17 protein-coding genes are annotated in these 19,448 nt (G+C 67.5%); 8 read left to right on the top strand and 9 right to left on the bottom strand.

The window, feature by feature from the left end:
* Positions 1-125 precede the first annotated feature (125 nt).
* The 7 genes from hpnC to AC23D4_RS01445 all read left to right on the top strand — a co-directional run bounded on the left by hpnC (position 126) and on the right by AC23D4_RS01445 (position 10,734).
* Complete coding sequence (hpnC, locus tag AC23D4_RS01475; RefSeq protein ID WP_472889446.1) at positions 126-1,043, top strand: squalene synthase HpnC; 918 nt, start codon at positions 126-128, stop codon at positions 1,041-1,043.
* Between the two features lie 62 nt (positions 1,044-1,105).
* Entirely contained in the window at positions 1,106-2,215 is a 1,110-nt protein-coding gene (locus AC23D4_RS01470) for an efflux RND transporter periplasmic adaptor subunit (protein WP_487623682.1), read from the top strand.
* 13 nt (positions 2,216-2,228) lie between these two features.
* Positions 2,229-5,384, top strand: a complete 3,156-nt coding sequence (locus AC23D4_RS01465) for an efflux RND transporter permease subunit (protein WP_487623681.1) — start codon at positions 2,229-2,231, stop codon at positions 5,382-5,384.
* A gap of 68 nt (positions 5,385-5,452) precedes the next feature.
* Positions 5,453-6,319 (top strand): presqualene diphosphate synthase HpnD, encoded by an 867-nt coding sequence (hpnD, locus tag AC23D4_RS01460; protein ID WP_472889443.1) that lies wholly within the window; start codon positions 5,453-5,455, stop codon positions 6,317-6,319.
* Positions 6,316-7,686: a hydroxysqualene dehydroxylase HpnE gene (gene hpnE, locus AC23D4_RS01455; RefSeq protein ID WP_472889442.1), complete on the top strand. Its 1,371-nt coding sequence runs from the start codon at positions 6,316-6,318 to the stop codon at positions 7,684-7,686. Before hpnD ends, hpnE begins: the two co-directional genes overlap by 4 nt.
* A gap of 66 nt (positions 7,687-7,752) precedes the next feature.
* Entirely contained in the window at positions 7,753-10,173 is a 2,421-nt protein-coding gene (locus tag AC23D4_RS01450) for a Lon protease family protein (protein ID WP_472889441.1), read from the top strand.
* 99 nt (positions 10,174-10,272) lie between these two features.
* Positions 10,273-10,734, top strand: coding sequence for an SH3 domain-containing protein (locus AC23D4_RS01445; RefSeq protein ID WP_472889440.1), 462 nt, complete (start codon positions 10,273-10,275; stop codon positions 10,732-10,734).
* Positions 10,735-10,814: 80 nt separating this feature from the next.
* Here the strand turns inward: AC23D4_RS01445 and AC23D4_RS01440 are convergent, their stop codons facing one another.
* From AC23D4_RS01440 to AC23D4_RS01420, 5 genes are all read right to left on the bottom strand, one after another.
* Positions 10,815-11,909 carry a quaternary amine ABC transporter ATP-binding protein gene (locus AC23D4_RS01440; RefSeq protein WP_472889439.1) on the bottom strand — a complete coding sequence of 365 codons (1,095 nt, stop codon included), beginning with the start codon at positions 11,907-11,909 and terminating at the stop codon, positions 10,815-10,817.
* Positions 11,902-12,789 carry an ABC transporter permease gene (locus AC23D4_RS01435; RefSeq protein ID WP_472889438.1) on the bottom strand — a complete coding sequence of 296 codons (888 nt, stop codon included), beginning with the start codon at positions 12,787-12,789 and terminating at the stop codon, positions 11,902-11,904. The genes AC23D4_RS01440 and AC23D4_RS01435 overlap by 8 nt, the downstream gene beginning before the upstream one ends.
* A 109-nt stretch (positions 12,790-12,898) precedes the next feature.
* Positions 12,899-13,948, bottom strand: coding sequence for an ABC transporter substrate-binding protein (locus tag AC23D4_RS01430; RefSeq protein WP_472889437.1), 1,050 nt, complete (start codon positions 13,946-13,948; stop codon positions 12,899-12,901).
* 217 nt (positions 13,949-14,165) lie between these two features.
* Positions 14,166-14,843, bottom strand: coding sequence for a glutathione S-transferase family protein (locus AC23D4_RS01425; protein ID WP_472889436.1), 678 nt, complete (start codon positions 14,841-14,843; stop codon positions 14,166-14,168).
* Between the two features lie 19 nt (positions 14,844-14,862).
* Positions 14,863-15,606: an HAD family hydrolase gene (locus AC23D4_RS01420; RefSeq protein ID WP_472889435.1), complete on the bottom strand. Its 744-nt coding sequence runs from the start codon at positions 15,604-15,606 to the stop codon at positions 14,863-14,865.
* An 84-nt stretch (positions 15,607-15,690) separates the two neighbouring features.
* On the opposite strand from AC23D4_RS01420, the gene hemH reads away from it, so the two are divergent.
* Positions 15,691-16,782 (top strand): ferrochelatase, encoded by a 1,092-nt coding sequence (hemH, locus tag AC23D4_RS01415; RefSeq protein ID WP_472889434.1) that lies wholly within the window; start codon positions 15,691-15,693, stop codon positions 16,780-16,782.
* Here hemH and AC23D4_RS01410 read toward each other — a convergent pair whose 3' ends face one another.
* From AC23D4_RS01410 to AC23D4_RS01395, 4 genes are all read right to left on the bottom strand, one after another.
* On the bottom strand, positions 16,783-17,118 hold the full coding sequence (locus AC23D4_RS01410) for a type II toxin-antitoxin system RelE/ParE family toxin (RefSeq protein ID WP_472889433.1): 336 nt from the start codon (positions 17,116-17,118) through the stop codon (positions 16,783-16,785). It abuts the gene before it with no gap.
* Positions 17,115-17,387: a type II toxin-antitoxin system ParD family antitoxin gene (locus AC23D4_RS01405; protein ID WP_472889432.1), complete on the bottom strand. Its 273-nt coding sequence runs from the start codon at positions 17,385-17,387 to the stop codon at positions 17,115-17,117. Before AC23D4_RS01405 ends, AC23D4_RS01410 begins: the two co-directional genes overlap by 4 nt.
* 79 nt (positions 17,388-17,466) lie before the next feature.
* Positions 17,467-18,339 carry an alpha/beta fold hydrolase gene (locus AC23D4_RS01400; RefSeq protein WP_472889431.1) on the bottom strand — a complete coding sequence of 291 codons (873 nt, stop codon included), beginning with the start codon at positions 18,337-18,339 and terminating at the stop codon, positions 17,467-17,469.
* On the bottom strand, positions 18,336-19,436 hold the full coding sequence (locus AC23D4_RS01395) for a branched-chain amino acid ABC transporter permease (RefSeq protein ID WP_472889430.1): 1,101 nt from the start codon (positions 19,434-19,436) through the stop codon (positions 18,336-18,338). The genes AC23D4_RS01400 and AC23D4_RS01395 overlap by 4 nt, the downstream gene beginning before the upstream one ends.
* Positions 19,437-19,448 lie beyond the last annotated feature (12 nt).

Raw genomic sequence — 19,448 nt, 5'->3', positions numbered from 1 at the left:
GTAGTGCAATCGACGGACGCTGGTGCGCCCGCAGCAGCCAACACTCTGCACAATGCAGCCCTTTGATGTCGTCAGGCACCGGCAAGCCTGACACCCCACCCCGAAACGCCGTCGTCTCCCAGCCCATGACCCGTCCGACACCGACCGCCGAAACCACCGCCGCGCCCACCCTGGGCGCTGCGCCGCTGTCTGCCGGCGTCGGTCATTACGAGAACTTCCCGGTCGCCTCGCTGCTGTGCCCACCCGCCCTGCGCCCCGCGGTGATGGCCATCTACCACTTCGCCCGCACGGCCGACGACATCGCCGATGAAGGCGACGCCGATGCAGCGGTGCGCCTGGCCGAGCTCGCCGCCTACCGGCAGGCGCTGCAAGACAGCCTCATGGCCGGGGCGCCCATCAGCAGCCGCTGGAGCGGCATTTTTGCGCCACTGCGCCAGGCCGTGCAACAACACGGCCTGCCCGCCCCGCTGCTGCACGATCTGATCAGCGCGTTCGAACAGGACGTGCGCCACACCGCCGCCGGCCACCACTACGCCGACACCGCCGAGCTGCTGGACTACTGCCGCCTGTCGGCCAACCCGGTGGGCCGCCTGCTGCTGCACCTGTATGGCGTGCACGATCCTGCCTCGCTGGCGCAGAGCGACCAGATCTGCAGCGCGCTGCAACTCATCAATTTCTGGCAGGACATCAGCGTGGACCTGCCGCGTCAGCGCCACTACCTGCCCACCGAGCTGCTGCGGCGCCACGGCCTGCCGCGCGAAGCCTTCCATGCGGATGCCAACCCCGATGCCGCCACCCAGGTGCGCATGGCCCAGGCGGTGGCCGTGCTGTGCGCCCAGGCGCGCGCCCTCATGCAACAAGGTGCACCACTCGTCCGGCGCATCCCCGGGCGCGCCGGCTGGGAGCTGCGGCTGGTCATTCAGGGTGGCCTGCTCATCCTCGACAAAATCGCTGCGTTGCAGCACCGCAGCTGGCAACAACGCCCCCGGGTGGGCGCCCTGGACATGCCACGGCTGCTCTGGCGCGCCCTGTGCATGCGCTGAACCGACAACCATACGGCCCCGACATGAACCCGAACCCCCGCTCGCCCTATCAGGAATCCGCCATGCGACGCTTTCACCTGCCGACCCTGGGCGCTGCCCTCCTCTGCTGCGGCCTGTCTCTGCCCGGCTGGACGCAGCAGACGCCCGAGGCGGCCGCGCAAGCCGCCGCGGCACCGGCCCGCACCAGCGTGGGCGTGGCCCGGCTGGACACGGTCTGGATCCAGCCCGAGCGCGAAGCACCCGCCAGCGTGATCGCGCGCAACGAGTCAAAACTCTCGGCCGAGGTCTCGGGCACGTTGCTGCGCTGGACCGCCGATGTCGGTGCCCAGGTCGCGCGCGGCCAGGTGCTGGCGCAGATCGACCCACGCGATGCCGAGCTCGCCGTGCAGCGCGCGCAAGCGGCGCTCGACGCCAGCCAGGCGCGCCTGAAGCTCGCCCAGGCGCAGTTGCAGCGCTCGCGCGATCTGGTGGCCCAGGGCTTCTTCTCGCAGGAAGCGCTGGCCCAGCGCGAGACCGAGGTGACGCTGGTCCAGACCGAGCTCAGCACCAGCCGCGCCCAGCTCGCCACCGCCCGGCGCCAGTTGGCCAAGACCACGCTGCGCGCGCCGTTTGCCGGCAGCGTCAAAGAGCGCCTGGCGCAGACCGGTGAATCGGTGGCGCCCGGCAGCGTGCTCTATGTGCTCAGCGAATCGGGTGCCGCCGAGCTCCAGGCCACGCTCAGCCCAGCCGACGTGCCCGGCCTGCGCGCCGGCAGCGAGTTGCGCTTCGACGCCGCCGGGGAGCAACTGCCGGTCAAATTGCTGCGCGTGGGCAGCACGCTCAGCGCCCCGGCCCGCACCCAGACCGCGCGCCTCGCTTTTGCGCCAGCCGCCTCACACTCAACACCGCCCGCGGGCACCAGCGGCACGCTGCGCTGGCGCGAATCGCGGCCCCACCTGCCGCCCGCGCTGATGGTGCGCCGCAACGGCACGCTGGGCGTGTTCGTGCAACAAGGCAGCGGCGCGCAGGCCACGGCCCGCTTCGTCGCCATTCCCGGCGCCCAGGAAGGCCGCTCATCCGCCCTGCCCGCGGCGCTGGGCGCCGAGACGGTGGTGGTGGTGAACGGCCAGGCCGCCCTGCAGCAGGGCGCGGCCATCGATGCCAGGCCGGCCGCCGGCCGAGCGACGAACTGAAGCGGGTCGTCCCATGAAATTCATGCGCGCCCTCCTCACCAACCACCCGCTGGCCAACATCGCCTTCGTGGTGGTGATGCTGCTCGGGCTGGTCAGCTACAACACCATGCCGCGCGAGCAGGACCCCGAGATCAACTTCAACTGGGTCAGCGTCACCGCCGTGCTGCCCGGCGCCAGCGCCGAAGAAGTCGAGCGCCTGGTCACCAACCCGCTGGAAGACGCGATCAAGGGCGTGGCAGACGTGCGTTTCGTCATTTCCAGCTCGCGCGAAAACATCGCCAGCATGCTGGTGCGCTTTCGCGAGATCAACGAGCGCACTTTCGACAAGCGCATGGCCGACCTGCGGCGCGAAATCCAGAACAAGGCATCGAGCGAACTGCCGCTCGAAGCCAAGGACCCGATGATCCTGGAGATCACCACCAGCAACGGCTTTCCCACCGCCGCGCTGATGCTCAAGGGCCAGGCCGACGACGAGGTGCTGCGCCTGAACGCGCGCCGCATCAAGGCCGACCTGGAACGCCAGGCCGGTGTGGACCAGGTCTATGCCTCCGGCCTGCGCGACCCGGAGATCCTCGTCAGCCCGAACGCCCAGGCGCTGGCGGCGCGCGGCCTGCTCGCTTCCGACGTGGCCGACTCGGTGGCCGCCTGGTGGCGCGACACCAGCGGCGGCACGCTCAAGACCCAGGGAGGCGCCTGGTCCATCAGCGTGAAGGGGGTGCTGACCGATCCGCAGTCCCTGGAGAACCTGCCCGTCACCTCGGCCAGCCGACCCGGCGCATCGGCCCGGCTCGGCGATGTGGCCCGCATCGAGCGCGCCCGTGCACCCGCCGCGCAATACGCCGCCACCGAAGGCCAGAGCGCCATCTCGCTGGCCGTGACCAAGAAGTCCGGCACCAACACCCTGGAACTCGTGGACCGGCTCAAGACCTACATCGACAGCCAGAACAGCGTGCTCGGCGCCAGCGGCCTGGAACTGGTACTCACCGACGACCAGACCGTGCCCACGCGCGACGCCATCGGCGTGATGGAAACCAACGCCCTGGTCGGCATGTTCATGGTGCTGGCGGTGTGCTGGGTTTTCCTGGGCTGGCGCATCGGCCTGCTGGTGACGATGGGCATCCCGTTTTCGCTGCTCGGTACCTTCGCCGTGCTGGGCACCCTGGACCACACGGTCAACGTCTCGGTGCTGCTGGGTGTGGTGATCGCCCTGGGCATGCTGGTGGACGACGCGGTGGTGGTGGTCGAGTCCATCTACTACCGCATGCAACGCGGTCAGGAGGCCCTCGCGGCCAGTCTGGACGCCATCGCCGAAGTGTGGAAGCCGGTGGTCGCCTCGGTGGCCACCACCATGGCGGCCTTCCTGCCGCTGATGCTGCTGCCCGGCATCATGGGCAAGTTCATGTTCGTGATCCCGTTCGTGGTCACGATGGCGCTGGCGATCTCGCTGATCGAGGCGTTCTGGATGATGCCGGTGCACGTGAGCGCCATCGGCGTGCGCTTTGACCGCCCTTCACGCGTGCAGGCCTGGCGCGAACGCTTCAACCGCGGCATCCGCCTGCGCTACGGCCAGTGGCTGGGTTATGCGCTGCGCCGACCCAAACGTTTTGCGTTGCTGGGTCTTGCCGCGGTGATGGCCGCCGTGGCCCTGCTGACCACCGGGATCATCCGGGTGCAGTTTTTTGCCTTCGACCCGATCCGCGCGTTTTATGTGAACGTGGACATGCCACCGACCGCATCACTCGAAGACACGCTGCTCGAAACCCAGCGCGTGGAAGCCGTGGTGCGCGAACAGTTGCGCGGCGTGGGCCTGGAGGGTGAAGCGCGTGCGGTCACATCCACCGCCGGGCTCAAGTTCACCGAGACCGAGCCGGTCTATGGCGATCTCTATGGCCAGGTGTTCGTCTCGCTCAACCCGCGCACCGACAGCGCCCGCGAAGTCACCACCGTGGTCGAGGACATGCGCCAGACCATCGAGACCCTGCCCGGCCCGGGGCGCAAGAGTTTCACCGTGCTTTCCGGCGGACCGCCGGCGGGCAAGGCCATCAGCGTCAAGGTGCGCGGCGACGACTTCGACCAGATCCAGCGCGCGGCCGATGCCCTCAAGAGCATCGTGGCCACCATCCCGGGCGCCAAGGACGTGCAGGACGACAACCTGCCGGGGCGCAACCAGCTGCAGCTCACGCTGGACCGCGACGCCGTGCGCGACGCCGGCCTGAACGCCGCCCAGGTGGCGCGCCTGGTGCGCCTGAATGTGGATGGCGAAGTGGTGGCGTTCACCCGAGACGGCGGCGACAAGATCGAGCTGCGCGTGCGCTCAGACCAGGCCCTGCGCGGCGCCGACAACCTGCGCACCGATCCGGCCAGCCTGCTCGACGAACCCATTGCCCTGCCGAACGGGCAGACCACGCGCCTCGGTGCGCTGGTGCAGTCCGAGGCCACGCCGGGCCGCGGCTTCATCCGCCACTACAACATGCGCCGCACCACCACGGTGGAGGCCAACCTGGACAAGGAAATCACCGACACCACGGTGGCCAACGACATCGTCAAGGCCGGGTGGGAGCAGATACGCGCGCAGCACCCCGGCATCGACCTCGACTTCTCGGGCGAGCTCGAAGACATCGAAGAGAGCCTGGACGCGATGCAGGTGCTGTTCCTGCTCGGCGTGGGCCTGATCTACCTGATCCTGGCGGCGCAGTTCAAGAGCTACTGGCAGCCGCTGATGATCCTGGTGACCGTGCCGCTGGCCTTCACCGGCGTGGCGTTTGGCCTGGCGATCTCGAACAACCCGCTCTCGCTCTACACGCTCTACGGCGTGATCGCGCTCACCGGCATCGCGGTGAACTCGGCCATCGTGCTGATCGACGCCGCCAACGACCGCCTGCAGCGTGGCATGAGCACCATCCACGCCATCATCCAGGCGAGCCGCCGGCGCGTGGTGCCGATCCTGATCACCACCACCACCATTGGCGGCCTGTTCTCGCTCGCCTTCGGCATCGGCGGCCAGAGCCTGCTCTGGGGCCCGGTGGCGGCGAGCATCGTCTGGGGCCTGGCGTTCTCGACCGTGCTCACCCTGTTCGTGGTGCCGCTGCTGTATCTCGTTTTCATGCGCCCGAAAACCGCCCGCCCGGCACGACGTTGGTGGCACTGGCGGCGGCCCGCGGCGGACTGAGCACGGACCCCAGCCCGCCAGGCCCCGCTCGCGGGGCTGATTACACTCAGTCAACCCCGCCTGAGCCCATGAATCCCCAAGACTACGTCCAGCAAAAAGCCGCCGCTTCGGGCAGCAGCTTTTATTACGCCTTTCTCTTCCTCCCGCCCGAGCGCCGCACCGCCATCACGGCGTTTTACGCTTTCTGCCGCGAGGTGGACGACGTGGTCGACGAAGTCAGCGACCCCGGCGTGGCGCAGACCAAGCTGGCCTGGTGGCGAAGCGAGGTGGCGCAGGCCTTTGCCGGCGAGAAGAACCACCCGGTGATGCAGGCGCTGATGCCGCACACCGCCACCTACGGCATCGAAGCACGGCACCTGCTGGCCGTGATCGACGGCTGCCAGATGGACCTGGACCAGAACCGCTACCTCGACTTCGCCAACCTGCAGCAGTACTGCCACCTGGTGGCCGGTGTGGTGGGTGAAGTGGCGGCCCGCATCTTCGGCCAGACCCAGGCGCAGACCACCACCTACGCCCACCAGCTGGGCCTGGCGTTCCAGCTCACCAACATCATCCGCGACGTCGGCGAAGACGCGGCGCGTGGCCGCATCTACCTGCCGGTGAACGAGCTGCAGCGTTTCGACGTGAAGGCGCACGAGCTGCTCAAACGCGGCGCCGCGCCGGGCATGGACGTTGCCGATTTCCAGCGCCGCTTTCAGGCCTTGATGAAGTTCCAGTGCGAGCGTGCCCTCAAGACCTACGACGAAGCCCTGGCCCTGTTGCCCGAAGCCGACCGCCGGGCGCAGAAACCCGGCCTGATGATGGCCAGCATCTACCGCACGCTGCTGCAGGAAATCGCCGCCGACCCGCTGCTGGTGCTGACCCGGCGCGTGAGCCTGACGCCGCTGCGCAAGTTCTGGCTGGCCTGGAAGGTGCAAGCCTTGGGTCGCCTTTGAACACCCGGCTGGCTGTCGTCGGCGCAGGCTGGGCCGGCATGGCCGCGGCCGTGGCGGCGGCCGATGCGGGCGCCGACGTGACCGTGTTCGAAGCCACCCGCGCCCTGGGTGGCCGTGCCCGCGCACTGCCCGCCTTGCGGCCCGATGGTTTGCCGCTCACGCTCGACAACGGTCAGCACATCCTGATCGGTGCCTACAGCCAGTCGCTGGCACTCATGCAACGGGTGGGCGTGGACCTGGACCAGGTCCTGCTCAGCCTGCCGCTGGCCCTGCCCTACCCGGACGGCAGCGGCCTGCAGATGCCCGCCTGGGCGGCGCGCTGGCCGGCTCCCTTCGATGCGCTGGCGGCGATCGCCCGCGCGCGCGGCTGGTCCTGGGGCGAGCGCCTGGCGCTGGTCCGGGCTTCGCTGGGCTGGCAGCGGTCCGGGTTTGCCTGCACGCCCTCGCTCACGGTGGCCCAGCTCTGCGCGGGCTTGCCTGCGCGGGTGATGAACGGGTTGATCGAGCCGCTCTGCGTGTCGGCGCTGAACCTGCCCGGCGCGCAGGCCAGCGCGCAGGTGTTTCTGAACGTGATGCGCGATGCGCTGTTTGGCGCGGGCCATGCGGGGCTGCGTGCGTCCAACCTGCTGCTGCCGCGCACCGACCTCTCGGCGCTGATGCCCGAGGCGGCGGCGCAATGGTTGCGGACCCACCACCCGGGCACCGCACGCCTGCGCACCGGCGAGCGCGTGCTGGGCCTGCGTCCACAGGGCAAAGCGTGGCAGCTGCACACCCTTGAAAGCAACGACAGCTTCGACCGCGTGATCTGGGCCACGGCTGCGGGAACGGCCGCACAGGCCATGGCACATGCCGCCTCGCATGCCGGCGACGCGGGAACCACCGGCACCGCCAGCCGGCTCGGTGCCTGGTCCCGCGACGCCGAGGCGCTGCGGTTCACCGCCATCACCACCGTCTATGCCTGGGCACCCGGCGCACGACTGGCCGCGCCCATGCTGGCGCTGCCGGCCGATCCCGATGCACGGCGGGCCCCGGCGCAGTTCGTGTTCGACCGCGGCCGGATCAACCCGCACGATGCGACCACACAAGGCGTTCTCGCCTTCGTGGTGAGCGCCAGCGAGGGTGAGCGCGACGCGCTGCAGGCGGCCGTGTTGCAGCAAGCCGCGGACCAGCTGGGTTTGAACAACCTGCAGGCGATCCAGACGGTGGTGGAAAAGCGCGCCACTTTCGCCTGCACGCCCGGCCTGCAGCGGCCGGCTGCGGCCATCGCACCGGGCCTGTGGGCCGCGGGCGACTACGTGGACGGCCCCTACCCGGCCACGCTGGAAGGCGCGGTGCGCAGCGGGCTCGCCGCCGGCCTGGCGGTTTGACGTCGGGGCTTGCGGAGCGCCGGGCGTTCCGAGCATCATGAGGCGCCACCACACACGAGACGCCCCATGACCGACATGCCCCTGAAGCCCGAGCAACTGCGCCTGACCATTGATCCGGCCACGCTCGGTTTTGCCGACACGGCCGAACTGCAAACGAGTGCCCTGCCCTGGATCGGCCAGGAACGCGCCCAGAACGCTGCGCGCTTCGGTCTGGCGATGGACCAGGCAGACTACAACCTGTTCGTGCTGGGTGAAGTGGGCAGCGGCCGCGCCTCGCTGCTGCGCCAGCTGACCCAGGCCGTGGCCGCCGGGCGCCCGGTGCCGCCCGACCTGTGTTACCTGCACAACTTCGACACCCCCGAACGACCGCGCGCCCTGCGCATGCCCGCCGGCCAGGGCCGCGAACTGCGGCAGCTCATGACCCGGTTCTCGCGCGGGCTGCAGACCGAGATTCCCCAGCGTCTGGGCAGCGAAGACTACAAGTCCGAGAGCGAACGCATCAGGGCCGCGTACCAGGTCGAGGAGTCCAAGGCCTATGCCGAACTGGATGCGTTTGCCGAGTCCCTGGGCTTCAACCTGTTCCGCGAATCCGGCCACCTGGTGTTCACGCTCATGGGAGACAAAGGCAGCGCGCTGACCGAAAACGAAGCCCGCGCCCTGTCCAAGGAACGGCGTGCCGAGATCGACAAGGCCGAAGAGGCGCTGCGCAAGGAGATCGCGCGCTTCCTCGACAAGACCCGGCCCATGGAACGCGTGATGAACGAGGCCCTCGCCGCGCTGCGCCGCCAGGTGATCAAGCCCTGGCTGGACCACGAGATGCAGGAGATCCGGGTCAGCCTGAAAAAGCAGATCAAGGACTCGGTCAAGCTCGGCAGCTACCTCGACCAGGTGCAGCACGACGTGCTGGAGCACATCGAACTCTTCATCGCGCAGGACAGCGACGACGAGGTGCGCCAGGAAGCGCTGGCCCAGCTGCTGCTGGGCTACCGGGTGAACCTGGTGGTGGACAACGCCGGGCGCACGGGTGCGCCGGTGATCGTGGAAGACAACCCGGTGTTTCACATCCTCTTCGGCCGCATCGAGTACCAGGCCGAAGAAGACGTGATGCTGACGGACTTCTCGCGCGTGCGGGCCGGCAGCCTGATCCGGGCCCACGGCGGCTTTCTGCTGCTGCACCTGCGCGACCTGCTGTCCGAGGAACTGGTGTGGGAAAAGCTGCGCCGCTTCCTGCGCTCGGGCCGGGTGCAGATCGAAGAACCCGGCAGTTCGCACATGCCGATGGCCGCCGTGTCGCTGCTGCCCGAGGCGGTGGACGTGGAGGTGAAGATCGTGTTGATCGGTTCGGTGGAAGAGTACTACGCGCTGCAGGAAGGCGACCCCGAGTTCTCGCGCCATTTCCGCGTCAAGGTGGACTTCGCCGAGAGCTTCCCCGCCAGCGACGACACCCGCGCCGCCAGCGCGCAGTATGTGGCGCACACCTGCCGCAAGCTCGGCCTGCCGCATTTTTCGGCTGCGGCCGTGGCGCGGCTGCTGGAAGACTCGCACCGCGAGGTGGACGACCAGGCCCGACAGAGCGCCATCTTCGCGCGCACCGAGGCGCTGGTGGCCGAGAGCGCCGCGCTGTGCCGCGCGCGGGGTGCCGCCCTGGTGGACGCACCGGACGTGGACGCTGCCCTGAACGCCCGGCGCCAGCGCCACGACTACCCGGAGCAGCGCCTGCGCGAATCCATCGCTGACGGCGAGCGGCTGATTTCCCTGCAGGGCGAACGCGTCGGCCAGATCAACGGCCTGACCCAGATCGACCTGGGCGACTGGCGCTTCGGCCTGCCGGTGCGTGTGACGGCGCACAGCCACGCGGGCACGCGCGGCCTGCTCAACATCGAGCGCGAGGTCGAGATGTCGGGCCCCATCCACGACAAGGGCGTGCTGATCCTGCACAGCTACCTGACGGCGTTGTTCACCCATCTGACGCCTCTGGCGCTGAACGCTTCCATCGTGTTCGAGCAGGAATACCACGGCGTCGAGGGCGACTCGGCTTCGTGTGCCGAGCTGTTCGCGGTGCTTTCGTCGCTCTCCGGTGTGCCGCTGCGCCAGGGCATCGCCGTGACCGGCGCACTCAACCAGCACGGTGAGGTGCTGCCCGTGGGCGGCGTGAACGAAAAGATCGAGGGCTGGTTCCGCGTCTGCGACGCGGCGGGACTGGACGGCACGCAAGGGGTGCTGCTGCCGCAACGCAACCTGCGCCACCTGATGCTGGACCGCGCCGTGGTGGATGCCGTGGCCGAAGGCCGTTTTCACATCCTCACCGCCAGCCATGTCGGCGAAGGCCTGGAGTTGCTGTGTGGCATGGCCTCGGGCCTCACCGACGGGGAACCCGGCAACTACCCCGCAGACAGCGTTCTGGGGCGCTGCGAACAGACCCTCAAGGCCTACCGGGAAGCGTGCCGGCAAGCCATGGCGGACACGAAGGCTTCCTGGCGGCCATGACCCCCCAAATCAACAACTCGCACTTTTTCGGGAACCTGTGGCGCCCGAGGCCCTCACACCTGCTTGTTTTTCCAACCCCAAGAGAAGGAGCCCCTGCGGATGACTCGCGCCCATCACTTTCGAAACACCCTCGCCGCACTCGCCACCGGACTGGCGCTGCTGTCAGCCCCCGCGGTGCATGCCCAGAACATGGTCAGCGTGAAAGGCAATGTCCTGAACATGCGCTCGGGTCCGGGCACCCAGACCGAGGTGCTGTGGGAGCTGAAAAAAGGTTACCCGCTCCAGGTGGTCAGCCGCAAGGGCCGCTGGCTGCAGGTGCGTGATTTCGAGAACGATCGCGGCTGGGTCGCGCGCGCGCTCACCGGCAGTGCGCCCCACCACGTCGTCAAGGCAAGAACCGCCAACGTGCGCCAGGGGCCAGGCACCCAGCACCGCATCGTCGGCAAGGCCGAGTACGGAGAGCTGCTGCGCACCCGCGAAAAACGCTCGGACTGGGTGCGCGTCGAACGCGACAACGGGAAGACCGGCTGGATCGCCAAGCGCCTGCTGTGGGGCTGGTGAACACACTGCCGGGTTCAAGAAAAAAGGCGGACCCGGTGTCCGCCTTTTTCATGCCGGGTCCAGAGCCTCTGGTGCAGCCGTCAGCGCGCCTCGGCAGCGGCCGCATCGGGCACGGCTTCCGGGTTCGCCGGCACGATGGCGCCAATGATGTCGCCCATGCTGATCGTGCCCAGGTGCCTGCCCTTGCTGTTGACCACGTTGGCCACATCCTTGTTCTCGGCGCTCAGCAGGCGCGCGGCCTCTTCAATCACCAGACTCGGGTCCACATCGGGTCCTTCGACCCGCGCCCCGGGCAGTGACAGCGTGCGGCAGCGGATCACGCGACCGCGGTTGACGTCGCGCACGAAGCTGGCGATGTAATCGTCCGCGGGCTTGAGTACGATCTGCTGGCCAGTGCCCTGCTGCACCACCTCGCCATCGCGCAGGATGGCGATGCGGTCGCCCAGGCGCAGCGCTTCGTCCAGATCGTGGGTGATGAAGACGATGGTTTTGCCGATCTCCTGCTGCAGATCGAGCAGCACACTCTGCATGTCGCTGCGGATCAGCGGATCGAGCGCCGAAAACGCCTCGTCCATCAGCAGGATCGGCGCGTCGTTGCTCAGCGCACGCGCCAGGCCGACACGCTGCTGCATGCCACCCGAGAGCTGGTTGGGGTAGTTGTCTTCGTAACCCTTGAGGCCGACGCGCTCGACCCAGCGCATGGCGTTGTCGCGCCGCTTCTTGCGCGACACGCCCTGCACCTGCAGGCCGTACTCGGCGTTCTCCAGCACGGTGAAGTGCGGGAACAGCGCGAACTTCTGGAACACCATCGCGGTCTGCTGGCGGCGAAACTGCAGCAGCTCGCGCTGGTTCATCTTCACCACGTCCACCGGCTGGCCGTTCACCTGCACCAGCAGCTCGCCGGCCGTGGGGTCGATGAGCCGGTTGATGTGGCGGATCAGCGTGCTCTTGCCTGAGCCGGAGAGCCCCATCACCACCTGGATGCCACCCGCGGGCATGTCGATGTTGATGTCGCGCAGGCCCAGCACATGGCCGTGAACGTCGCGCAGTTCCTGCTTGCTCATGCCTTCGCGCACCGGCCCGAGGAACTTCTCGGGCGCAGGACCGAAGATCTTGTACAGGTGGCGGATCGAGATGCCGGCGGGCGCGGCTTGCGGCACAGCGTGCTCAACCATGGACCACCTCCAGGTGTTTCTGCAGCCGCTTGCCGTAGGCCTGCGACACGCGGTCAAAAATGATGGCAATGCCCACGATGGCCAGGCCGTTGAAGACCCCCATGGTGAAATACTGGTTGGAGATCGCCTTGAGCACCGGCTGACCCAGGCCCTGCACGCCGATCATCGAAGCGATCACGACCATGGCCAGCGACAGCATGATGGTCTGGTTCACGCCCGCCATGATGGTCGGCAGCGCCAGCGGCAGCTGCACCTGGTGCATCTTCTGCCAGGTGGACGAGCCGAACGCATCGGCGGCCTCCAGCAGGTCCTTGTCGACCAGGCGGATACCGAGGTTGGTGAAGCGGATCACCGGCGGAATGGCGTAGATCACCACCGCGATCAGGCCCGGCACGCGGCCGATGCCCAGCAGCATCACCACCGGGATCAGGTAGACGAAGCTCGGCATGGTCTGCATCACATCCAGCGTGGGGTTGACCACTTTCTGCAGGCGGTCCCAGCGGCTCATGGCGATGCCCAGCGGCAGGCCCACGACCAGCGCGACCACGGTGCAGACGAAGATCATCGAAATGGTCTTCATGGTGTCGTCCCACATGCCGAAGTAGCCGATGGCCAGCAGGGTCAGCACCGTGCCGATCACGATCTTCATGGAGCGCGATGCGAGCCAGGCGATCAGCGCGATGCCTCCGACCACCAGCGGCCAGGGCGACTGGGTGAGCAGGCGTTCAGAGACGAGCAGAAACTCGCGCAGCGGATCAAACAGGCGCTCCATGGTTTCGCCGTGTTCGCGCGTGAAGCTGCGAAAGGCGCCATCCACCGCGCGGCGCACGGCGCTGAGTTGCTCGGAGCCGAGCGAGGGAAATTCTTTCAACCAGGACATGTGTCACTCCTTGGTTCGGTCACAAAAGCAGCCACGAACCCGATGGGTCGGGCAGACGCGCGAACGGGCACCACGCCGAAACGGCGCGGCGCCCATGGAACCGTGCGCGTCAGAGCGCGGCCTTGACCTTCTCGGCGACTTCGGGCGAGACCCAGCCGCTCCAGACTTCGGGCTGGGTCTTGAGGAAATGCGCTGCACCGTCAGCACCCGTGGCCTGGTTGTCGCTCATCCAGGCCAGCAGGGCGTTGACCGTGTCGTTGCCCCAGGCGCGCTGCTTCAGGTAATCAATGGCAGGGCCACCCGCCTTCTGGAAACGGTCGGTGACCACGGTGAACACCTCGGCACGCGCCCAGTCGGTCTTCACCGGTTTGTCGCACTCGGCCTTGGCGTTGCAGGCTTCAAAGGCTTCCTTGTCGTGCGGGTAACCAGCATCGATCTTGACCATCTCGTACTTGCCCAGGATGGACGTGGGCGCCCAGTAGTACCCCAGCCAGCCTTGCTTGCGCTCGTAGGCCTTGGCGAGCGAGCCGTCCAGGCCGGCGGCCGAACCGGTGTCGAGCAGCACAAAGCCTTGCTTGGCCGCGTCCCAGGCCTTGAAGGCGTTGACCGTGGTGAGCTGGCAGTTCCAGCCCGAGGGGCAGTTGTGCACCACGCCCTTGCCCTTGTTCTCCACCGAGGGAAACAGTTCGGGGTGCTTCAGGGCGTCGTCGATGGTCTTGATGTCCGGGTGGGCATCGGCCAGGTATTTCGGAATCCACCAGCCTTCGACACCGCCGTCTTTCAGCGACTCGGCAGCGTAGTGCAGCTTGCCTTCCTGGACCGCAGCGTCCAGCGGCTGGCGCACGGCGTTGATCCAGGCTTCGGGCGCCACGTCGGGCTGACCCTTTTCCATCATGGCGGTCAGCGTGGGCATGGTGTCGCCCGGCACCAGCTGGACCTCGCAGCCGTATCCCTTGGACAGGATGATGTTGTCGATATGGGCCAGCACCTCGGCGGACTGCCAGTTCATGTTGGCCACGGTGACCTTGCCACAAGCCTGGGCGACTGCGGTTTCAGGCGATGCGGCGGCAGCGGGAGCGGCTTCTTCCACCTTGCCGCAGGCGCTCAGCGCCAGGGCAGCCGTGAGCATGGCAAGGGAGAGATGGGGGGTGTGGGACATGGTTTTCTCCGGGATTCGGGTGGTGTTGTCCACCGGCGCACTGCGCCACTGGATGCGATCTACACCCAACAACCTGAAGAAAACGAACGCTGCTGCAAACGAGGTGACCAGCCGCTCAACCAACAGGGCGTTGGATTGAACTGAGCCAGCTAATATACTTTTTTATATAATCTGTACGCAAATACTGAGTCTTTTCATATAATGATATCCGAGTGCTTCACTCGACATTTCGCGCCGCTTCGAGGGCTTTGACGGCCAGGTGAGCGGGCCGCTCCACGCAGCGCACGATCCAGTCGTGCGTGAGCGGGTGATCCGTCATGAGAGTGCGTGCCACGCGGGCCCAGTTCAGCACGCTGGCCACGCACAGGTCGGCCACGGTGAAACGCGACGCCGCCAGGTGCGCTTCACCGCGCCCGTCCTGCTGTTGCAGGTGCCGCTCGATCACGCGCAGCGCCACGGCGAGGCGTTTTTCGGCGGCGGCGGCCAGCTCGGGCTTGCGCCGTTCGGCGGGCATGACCATGCGGTGCATCAACACGGTGAGCGCATCGGCTTCGCATTCGTTCACGGCCCAGAAGCTCCAGCGCAGCGCCTCTGCGTCTTCGCGCACGGTGGCGGGCGTGATGCTCTGACCATCGGCCGGACCATGGTGACGCGCAATGTAGAGCGCGCAGGCCATGCTCTCCCACACCACGACTTCACCACCCTGCTCCGGCGGCCGTTGATCCACCACCACCGGGATGTGGCCGTTGGGGTTGAGTGCCAGGAAATCGGGGCTGCGCGTGGCGCCGCCCTGGTAGGGCGTGGGCACATGGACGAAATCCAGACCGAGCTCGGTGGCGGCCCAGAGCGGGCGCACGGCGCGCGAGGCGGGGATGCCGTAGATCGTGAGGCTCATGGAAACAAGGTGATGTGGTTCAGCCCAGCGCGCGGCACAGGGCGAGCAGCTCGGGCACGGTGATGTGAGGCGCCAGCGGCGCGTGGTCCCAGGCATGGCCTTCGCGATTCACCCACGCCAGCTGCATGCCGGCGTTCAGGGCGCCCACGCCATCCAGATGCGCGTCGTCGCCGATGTGCAGCACCTGCGTGGTCTCGACGCCGGCGGCCTGTGCCGCGGCGTGGAAGATGCGCGGATCGGGCTTGCCGACGCCAAACTCTCGCGCGCCGATCGACGCCCGAAAATGCGCGCCGATGCCAACGCGGTGCACGTCCGCGTTGCCGTTGGACAGGGCCACCACAGGAAAACGGTTGCTGAGGAACTTCAGTGCCGGCAAGGCGTCCTCGAACAGATCCACGCGCTGGCGCTCGGCAAAGAACGCTTCGAAAGCGGGCTCGGCCAGCGCCGGGTCGTCGCCCGCGCGCTGCAACACCCGGCGGATCGATTCGCGTCGCAGCGCGCTCATGTCGTGGGCCAGTTCCGGCCGCTCGCTGTTCATCTGGTTGCGCACCTCGCGCAACACGGCTTTGTCACCGCACAGCGTGGCGGTCGCGGGCGCGTGTTCGGCCAACCAGGCCTGCAAAACACCTTCGGCGCGCGCGATGGTGGGCCAGATCGGCCAGAGCGTGTCGTCCAGGTCGAGCGTGATGGCGCGGATGCGCGAGACGTCCAGGCCGGCGTCGTTCAGCGGAGGCTCGGGCGGGCGGGATTCTGGGGTGTTCATCGGAGTACCTCCGCCTTTCAGGCTGCGGTGCGAGCTTGTTTGGGAGCGGCCCGGCACGCGCTCCTGTCTGCGGGAGAATAGCGCATGGCATTCCAACAAGAACCTCCCTTCTCCCATGGCCAGTCGGCCGGTACGGCCGTTGTGTTGTGCAACCTCGGCACCCCCGACGAAGCCACCGCCCCGGCGGTGCGCCGCTACCTCGCCGAGTTCCTGGGGGACCACCGCGTGGTCGAGATCCCCAGGCCGATCTGGTGGCTGATCCTGCACGGCATCATCCTGCGCACCCGGCCGGCCAAGTCCGCCGCCAAGTACGCCAGCGTCTGGACGCCCGAGGGTTCCCCGCTCAAGGTGTGGACACAGAAGCAGGCCACGCTGCTGCGCGGCTACCTGGGCGAGCGCGGCCACCAGGTCACGGTGCGCTACGCCATGCGCTACGGCAACCCGTCGATCCCCGCCGTGCTCGACGAGCTCAAGGCGCAGGGCATCACCCGCGTGCTGATCGTGCCGGCCTATCCGCAATACAGCGGCACCACCACGGCCAGCGTGATCGACGCCGTCGCCAGCTGGAGCCTGAAGGTGCGCCACCTGCCCGAACTGCGCTTCGTCAACCGTTACCACGACGACGCCGGCTACATCGAAGCGCTGACCCGGAAGATCCGCGCGCACTGGATGCACCACGGCCAGGCCGAGCAGCTGGTGATGAGCTTTCACGGCGTGCCCGAGCGCACCCTGCACCTGGGCGACCCCTACCACTGCGAATGCCACAAGACCGCGCGCCTGTTGGCCGAACGGCTGGGTCTGGCGAAAGACCGCTACAAAGTCACCTTCCAGTCGCGCTTCGGCAAGGCCAAGTGGCTGGAGCCCTACACCGAACCAACGCTGATCGCGCTCGGCCAACAAGGCGTGAAGAGCGTGGACGTGATCTGCCCCGGCTTCACCAGCGACTGCCTGGAAACGCTGGAAGAGATCAACATGGAAGCGCGCGAGGCCTTCCTGCACGCCGGTGGCCAGACCTTCCAGTACATCGACTGCCTGAACGACAGCCCCGACTGGATCCGCGCCCTCACCGACCTGACCGAGCGCCACCTGCAGGGCTGGCCCACGAAACAGGCCGACGACCCGATGGCGCAGAAGGAAAGTCGAGAGCGGGCGCTGGCGTTGGGTGCGAAGGACTGATCAAGACACAGGGTCGGCATCGGACAACCAGGCAGGCATGTCGCGAGCCCCGTGCAGCACGCGCCAGACGTCCACGTGATCGGCCTGCTCCACATAGAACACCAGATGAGGAAACCGCGTGAGTGGCCAGCTGCGAAGTCCGGGCAGGTTCAGTTCATGCGCGTAGCGCGGAGAGCCTGTCGCTGGCTGGCGTCCGAGATGGGCATAAGCTCGCTCCAGTTCATCGATGAAGCCCAGCGCAACTTCAGGCCCCGCCTCCTTGAGGTAGTACCCGATGGCGTCGTCCATGTCCGCCAGAGCCAGCGCCCGCAGCCGGACCGGCTTGCCCAACCTCATGCGCTTTTTCGGCTGGTGGTGTTCTTGCGCGGAGTGCGGGTAGCGTCCTGAACCCGTTGCCGGAGGCTGTCAAAGTACACCGGCGACGCCTCCTGCACAGAGGGCGCCGCTGCACCGGCCAGCAACAGGCCGCGCAGGTGCTGCCGGTCCTGGTCGCGCCGGATCAGTTCGCGCAGGTATTCGCTGCTGGTGCCGTAGCCCCGCTGATTCACCTGTTCGTCCACAAAGGCCTTCAAGGTGTCGGGCAAAGAGATGTTCATGGTGCTCATGCCGGAACTCTAAGCCGAATGGCAAATTTTGGCAAACCACGCGCCGTGTTGAAGGATCAACCTGCTGGTGATCTCTCACTCAATGGCTTCCCACCAGAAACCGCTGCACCAGATCCAGCTGCTCCGGCACATTGAGCGCCGGCGCATGGCCACAGCCCGCGATCGTCACCACCAGCGCGCGCGGCCCGCGGTCGCGCATGGATTCGGCGGTGTCGGCCAGCAGCAGGTCGGACTCGGCACCGCGCAGGCACAGCACCGGCACATCGATGCGGTCGTAGGTGTCCCACAACGCGTAGTCCGCCGGATGCTGGGTGAACTGCATCACCATGGCTGGGTCGTAGTGCGGCGTCACGCGGCCGCTGGGCAGGCGGCGGGTGGAGCTTTCGGTGAGCAGCGTCCACTGTGCATCGGTGAGGAATCCGTAGGGCTTGTAAATGCTGCGGAAGTACTGCTCCAGCTCGCCCACGGTATCGAATGAAGCCGGGTTGCCCGCGTAGCTGCGGATGCGCTCGATGGCCGCGTCAGCGATCCTGGGTCCGATGTCGTTGAGCACCAGGCGCTGGATGCGGCCCTGCAACGGACCGGCCGCGCACACCATGCCGATGGCGCCGCCCATGGAGGTGCCCACCCAATGAAAAGATGCCAGCCCGAGCTGGTCGACCAGCGCCGTGGCGGTGCGCGCATAGAAGTCCAGGCAGTATTCGGTTTCGGGCTTCGGACTCCATTGTGAGAACCCCCGGCCGATGGTGTCGGGGCAGATCACGCGGTGGCCGAGGGCACTCAGGTGCGCGGCCAGTGCGTCCATGTCGCGCCCGGTGCGCGCCAGGCCGTGCCAGGCGATCACGGGCAACGATTCGGCCACGCCGGGCGCTGGCGCCCAGTCCATGAAGTGGATCTCGCGGCCTTCGCACGGCAGGTAGCGCGACTGGGGAACCACAGCGGAGGTGTTCATTTCAAGCCCCTGAGTTTCGCGAGGACCGATCGTTCGCGCAGCTTGCCGACGATGCCGGTGGGAAAGTAATACACCGACAGGACGAACAGCACACCCATCCAGAGCAGCCAGCGGTCGGGCGTGAGCAGCGCGGGCAGCATCGGAATGCCCGCCGTGGCCTCGCCCGCCAGGCGCAGCAGGTCCTGCAGGTAACTTTGCGCGAGCACGAAGAGCACGCTGCCGATCAGCGCGCCATACAGCGTGCCCATGCCGCCGATCACGACGATGAGCAGGATGTCGAGCATGATCTCGAACGAGAGCGAGGTGTCGGGCCCGTTGTAGCGCAGCCAGAGCGCGAGCAGGCAGCCCGCGAGCGTGGCGAACGCGGCCGAGAGCACGTTGGACAGCGTGCGGTAAACGACGGTGCGGTAGCCCAGCGCCTCGGCGCGGAAGTCGTTCTCGCGGATCGCCTGCAGCACGCGGCCGAAGGGCGAATTCACAATGCGCAGGATGGTCAGGAAGATCGCCGTGACCGAAGCGAAGATCAGGTAGTAGGTGATCAGCTTGCCGTTCAGATCGACCTCGCCCAGCGGCGTGACCAGCGGCTCTTCGGTCAGCGTGAAACCGGGCGAGAGCAATTCAGGCACACGGAAGCTCAAGCCGTCTTCACCGCCGGTGAAGTCCGACAGCTGCGAGGCCAGCGTGAGGAAGGCCGAGGCCACGGCCAGCGTGATCATGGCGAAGAAGATCGCTTTCACCCGCAGCGAGAACAGGCCAATGAGCAGCGAGAGCACGAGCGAGATCAGCAGCGCACACAGCACGCCCAGCGCGATCGCAGCCCACGACGGCTCTTCGGCCGCGTTGAGCGCGATCGCCACGCCGTAGGCCCCGATGCCGAAGAACATGGTGTGGGCAAAGCTCACGATGCCGGTGTAGCCCAGCAGCAGGTCGAAGCTGGCCACCAGGGCCACGAACACCAGCACCTTGGCCGCCACGTTGAGCGCCTTCACGCCCGGGAACAGGAAAGGCGCGAACGCCAGGCCGAGGAACAGGATGATCAGCAGCGCGGCCAGCCAGCGGCTGCGCGGGAGGTCTTTGGAGAGGAGACGGTGAAGCATGGCGTCCTCCCG

The sequence above is a fragment of the Hydrogenophaga sp. L76 genome, assembly GCF_057654755.1.
This window is presented reverse-complemented; position numbering and strand designations above follow the sequence as displayed.

Coding starts and splice junctions, on each gene's coding strand:
- AC23D4_RS01400 (WP_472889431.1), bottom strand. CDS start 18,339: ATGAACACCTCCGCTGTGGTTCCCCAGTCGCGCTACCTGCCGTGCGAA.
- AC23D4_RS01395 (WP_472889430.1), bottom strand. CDS start 19,436: ATGCTTCACCGTCTCCTCTCCAAAGACCTCCCGCGCAGCCGCTGGCTG.
- AC23D4_RS01450 (WP_472889441.1), top strand. CDS start 7,753: ATGACCGACATGCCCCTGAAGCCCGAGCAACTGCGCCTGACCATTGAT.
- AC23D4_RS01470 (WP_487623682.1), top strand. CDS start 1,106: ATGCGACGCTTTCACCTGCCGACCCTGGGCGCTGCCCTCCTCTGCTGC.
- AC23D4_RS01425 (WP_472889436.1), bottom strand. CDS start 14,843: ATGAGCCTCACGATCTACGGCATCCCCGCCTCGCGCGCCGTGCGCCCG.
- AC23D4_RS01440 (WP_472889439.1), bottom strand. CDS start 11,909: ATGGTTGAGCACGCTGTGCCGCAAGCCGCGCCCGCCGGCATCTCGATC.
- AC23D4_RS01430 (WP_472889437.1), bottom strand. CDS start 13,948: ATGTCCCACACCCCCCATCTCTCCCTTGCCATGCTCACGGCTGCCCTG.
- AC23D4_RS01410 (WP_472889433.1), bottom strand. CDS start 17,118: ATGAGGTTGGGCAAGCCGGTCCGGCTGCGGGCGCTGGCTCTGGCGGAC.
- AC23D4_RS01465 (WP_487623681.1), top strand. CDS start 2,229: ATGAAATTCATGCGCGCCCTCCTCACCAACCACCCGCTGGCCAACATC.
- hemH (WP_472889434.1), top strand. CDS start 15,691: ATGGCATTCCAACAAGAACCTCCCTTCTCCCATGGCCAGTCGGCCGGT.
- hpnD (WP_472889443.1), top strand. CDS start 5,453: ATGAATCCCCAAGACTACGTCCAGCAAAAAGCCGCCGCTTCGGGCAGC.
- AC23D4_RS01420 (WP_472889435.1), bottom strand. CDS start 15,606: ATGAACACCCCAGAATCCCGCCCGCCCGAGCCTCCGCTGAACGACGCC.
- hpnC (WP_472889446.1), top strand. CDS start 126: ATGACCCGTCCGACACCGACCGCCGAAACCACCGCCGCGCCCACCCTG.
- AC23D4_RS01445 (WP_472889440.1), top strand. CDS start 10,273: ATGACTCGCGCCCATCACTTTCGAAACACCCTCGCCGCACTCGCCACC.
- AC23D4_RS01435 (WP_472889438.1), bottom strand. CDS start 12,789: ATGTCCTGGTTGAAAGAATTTCCCTCGCTCGGCTCCGAGCAACTCAGC.
- AC23D4_RS01405 (WP_472889432.1), bottom strand. CDS start 17,387: ATGAGCACCATGAACATCTCTTTGCCCGACACCTTGAAGGCCTTTGTG.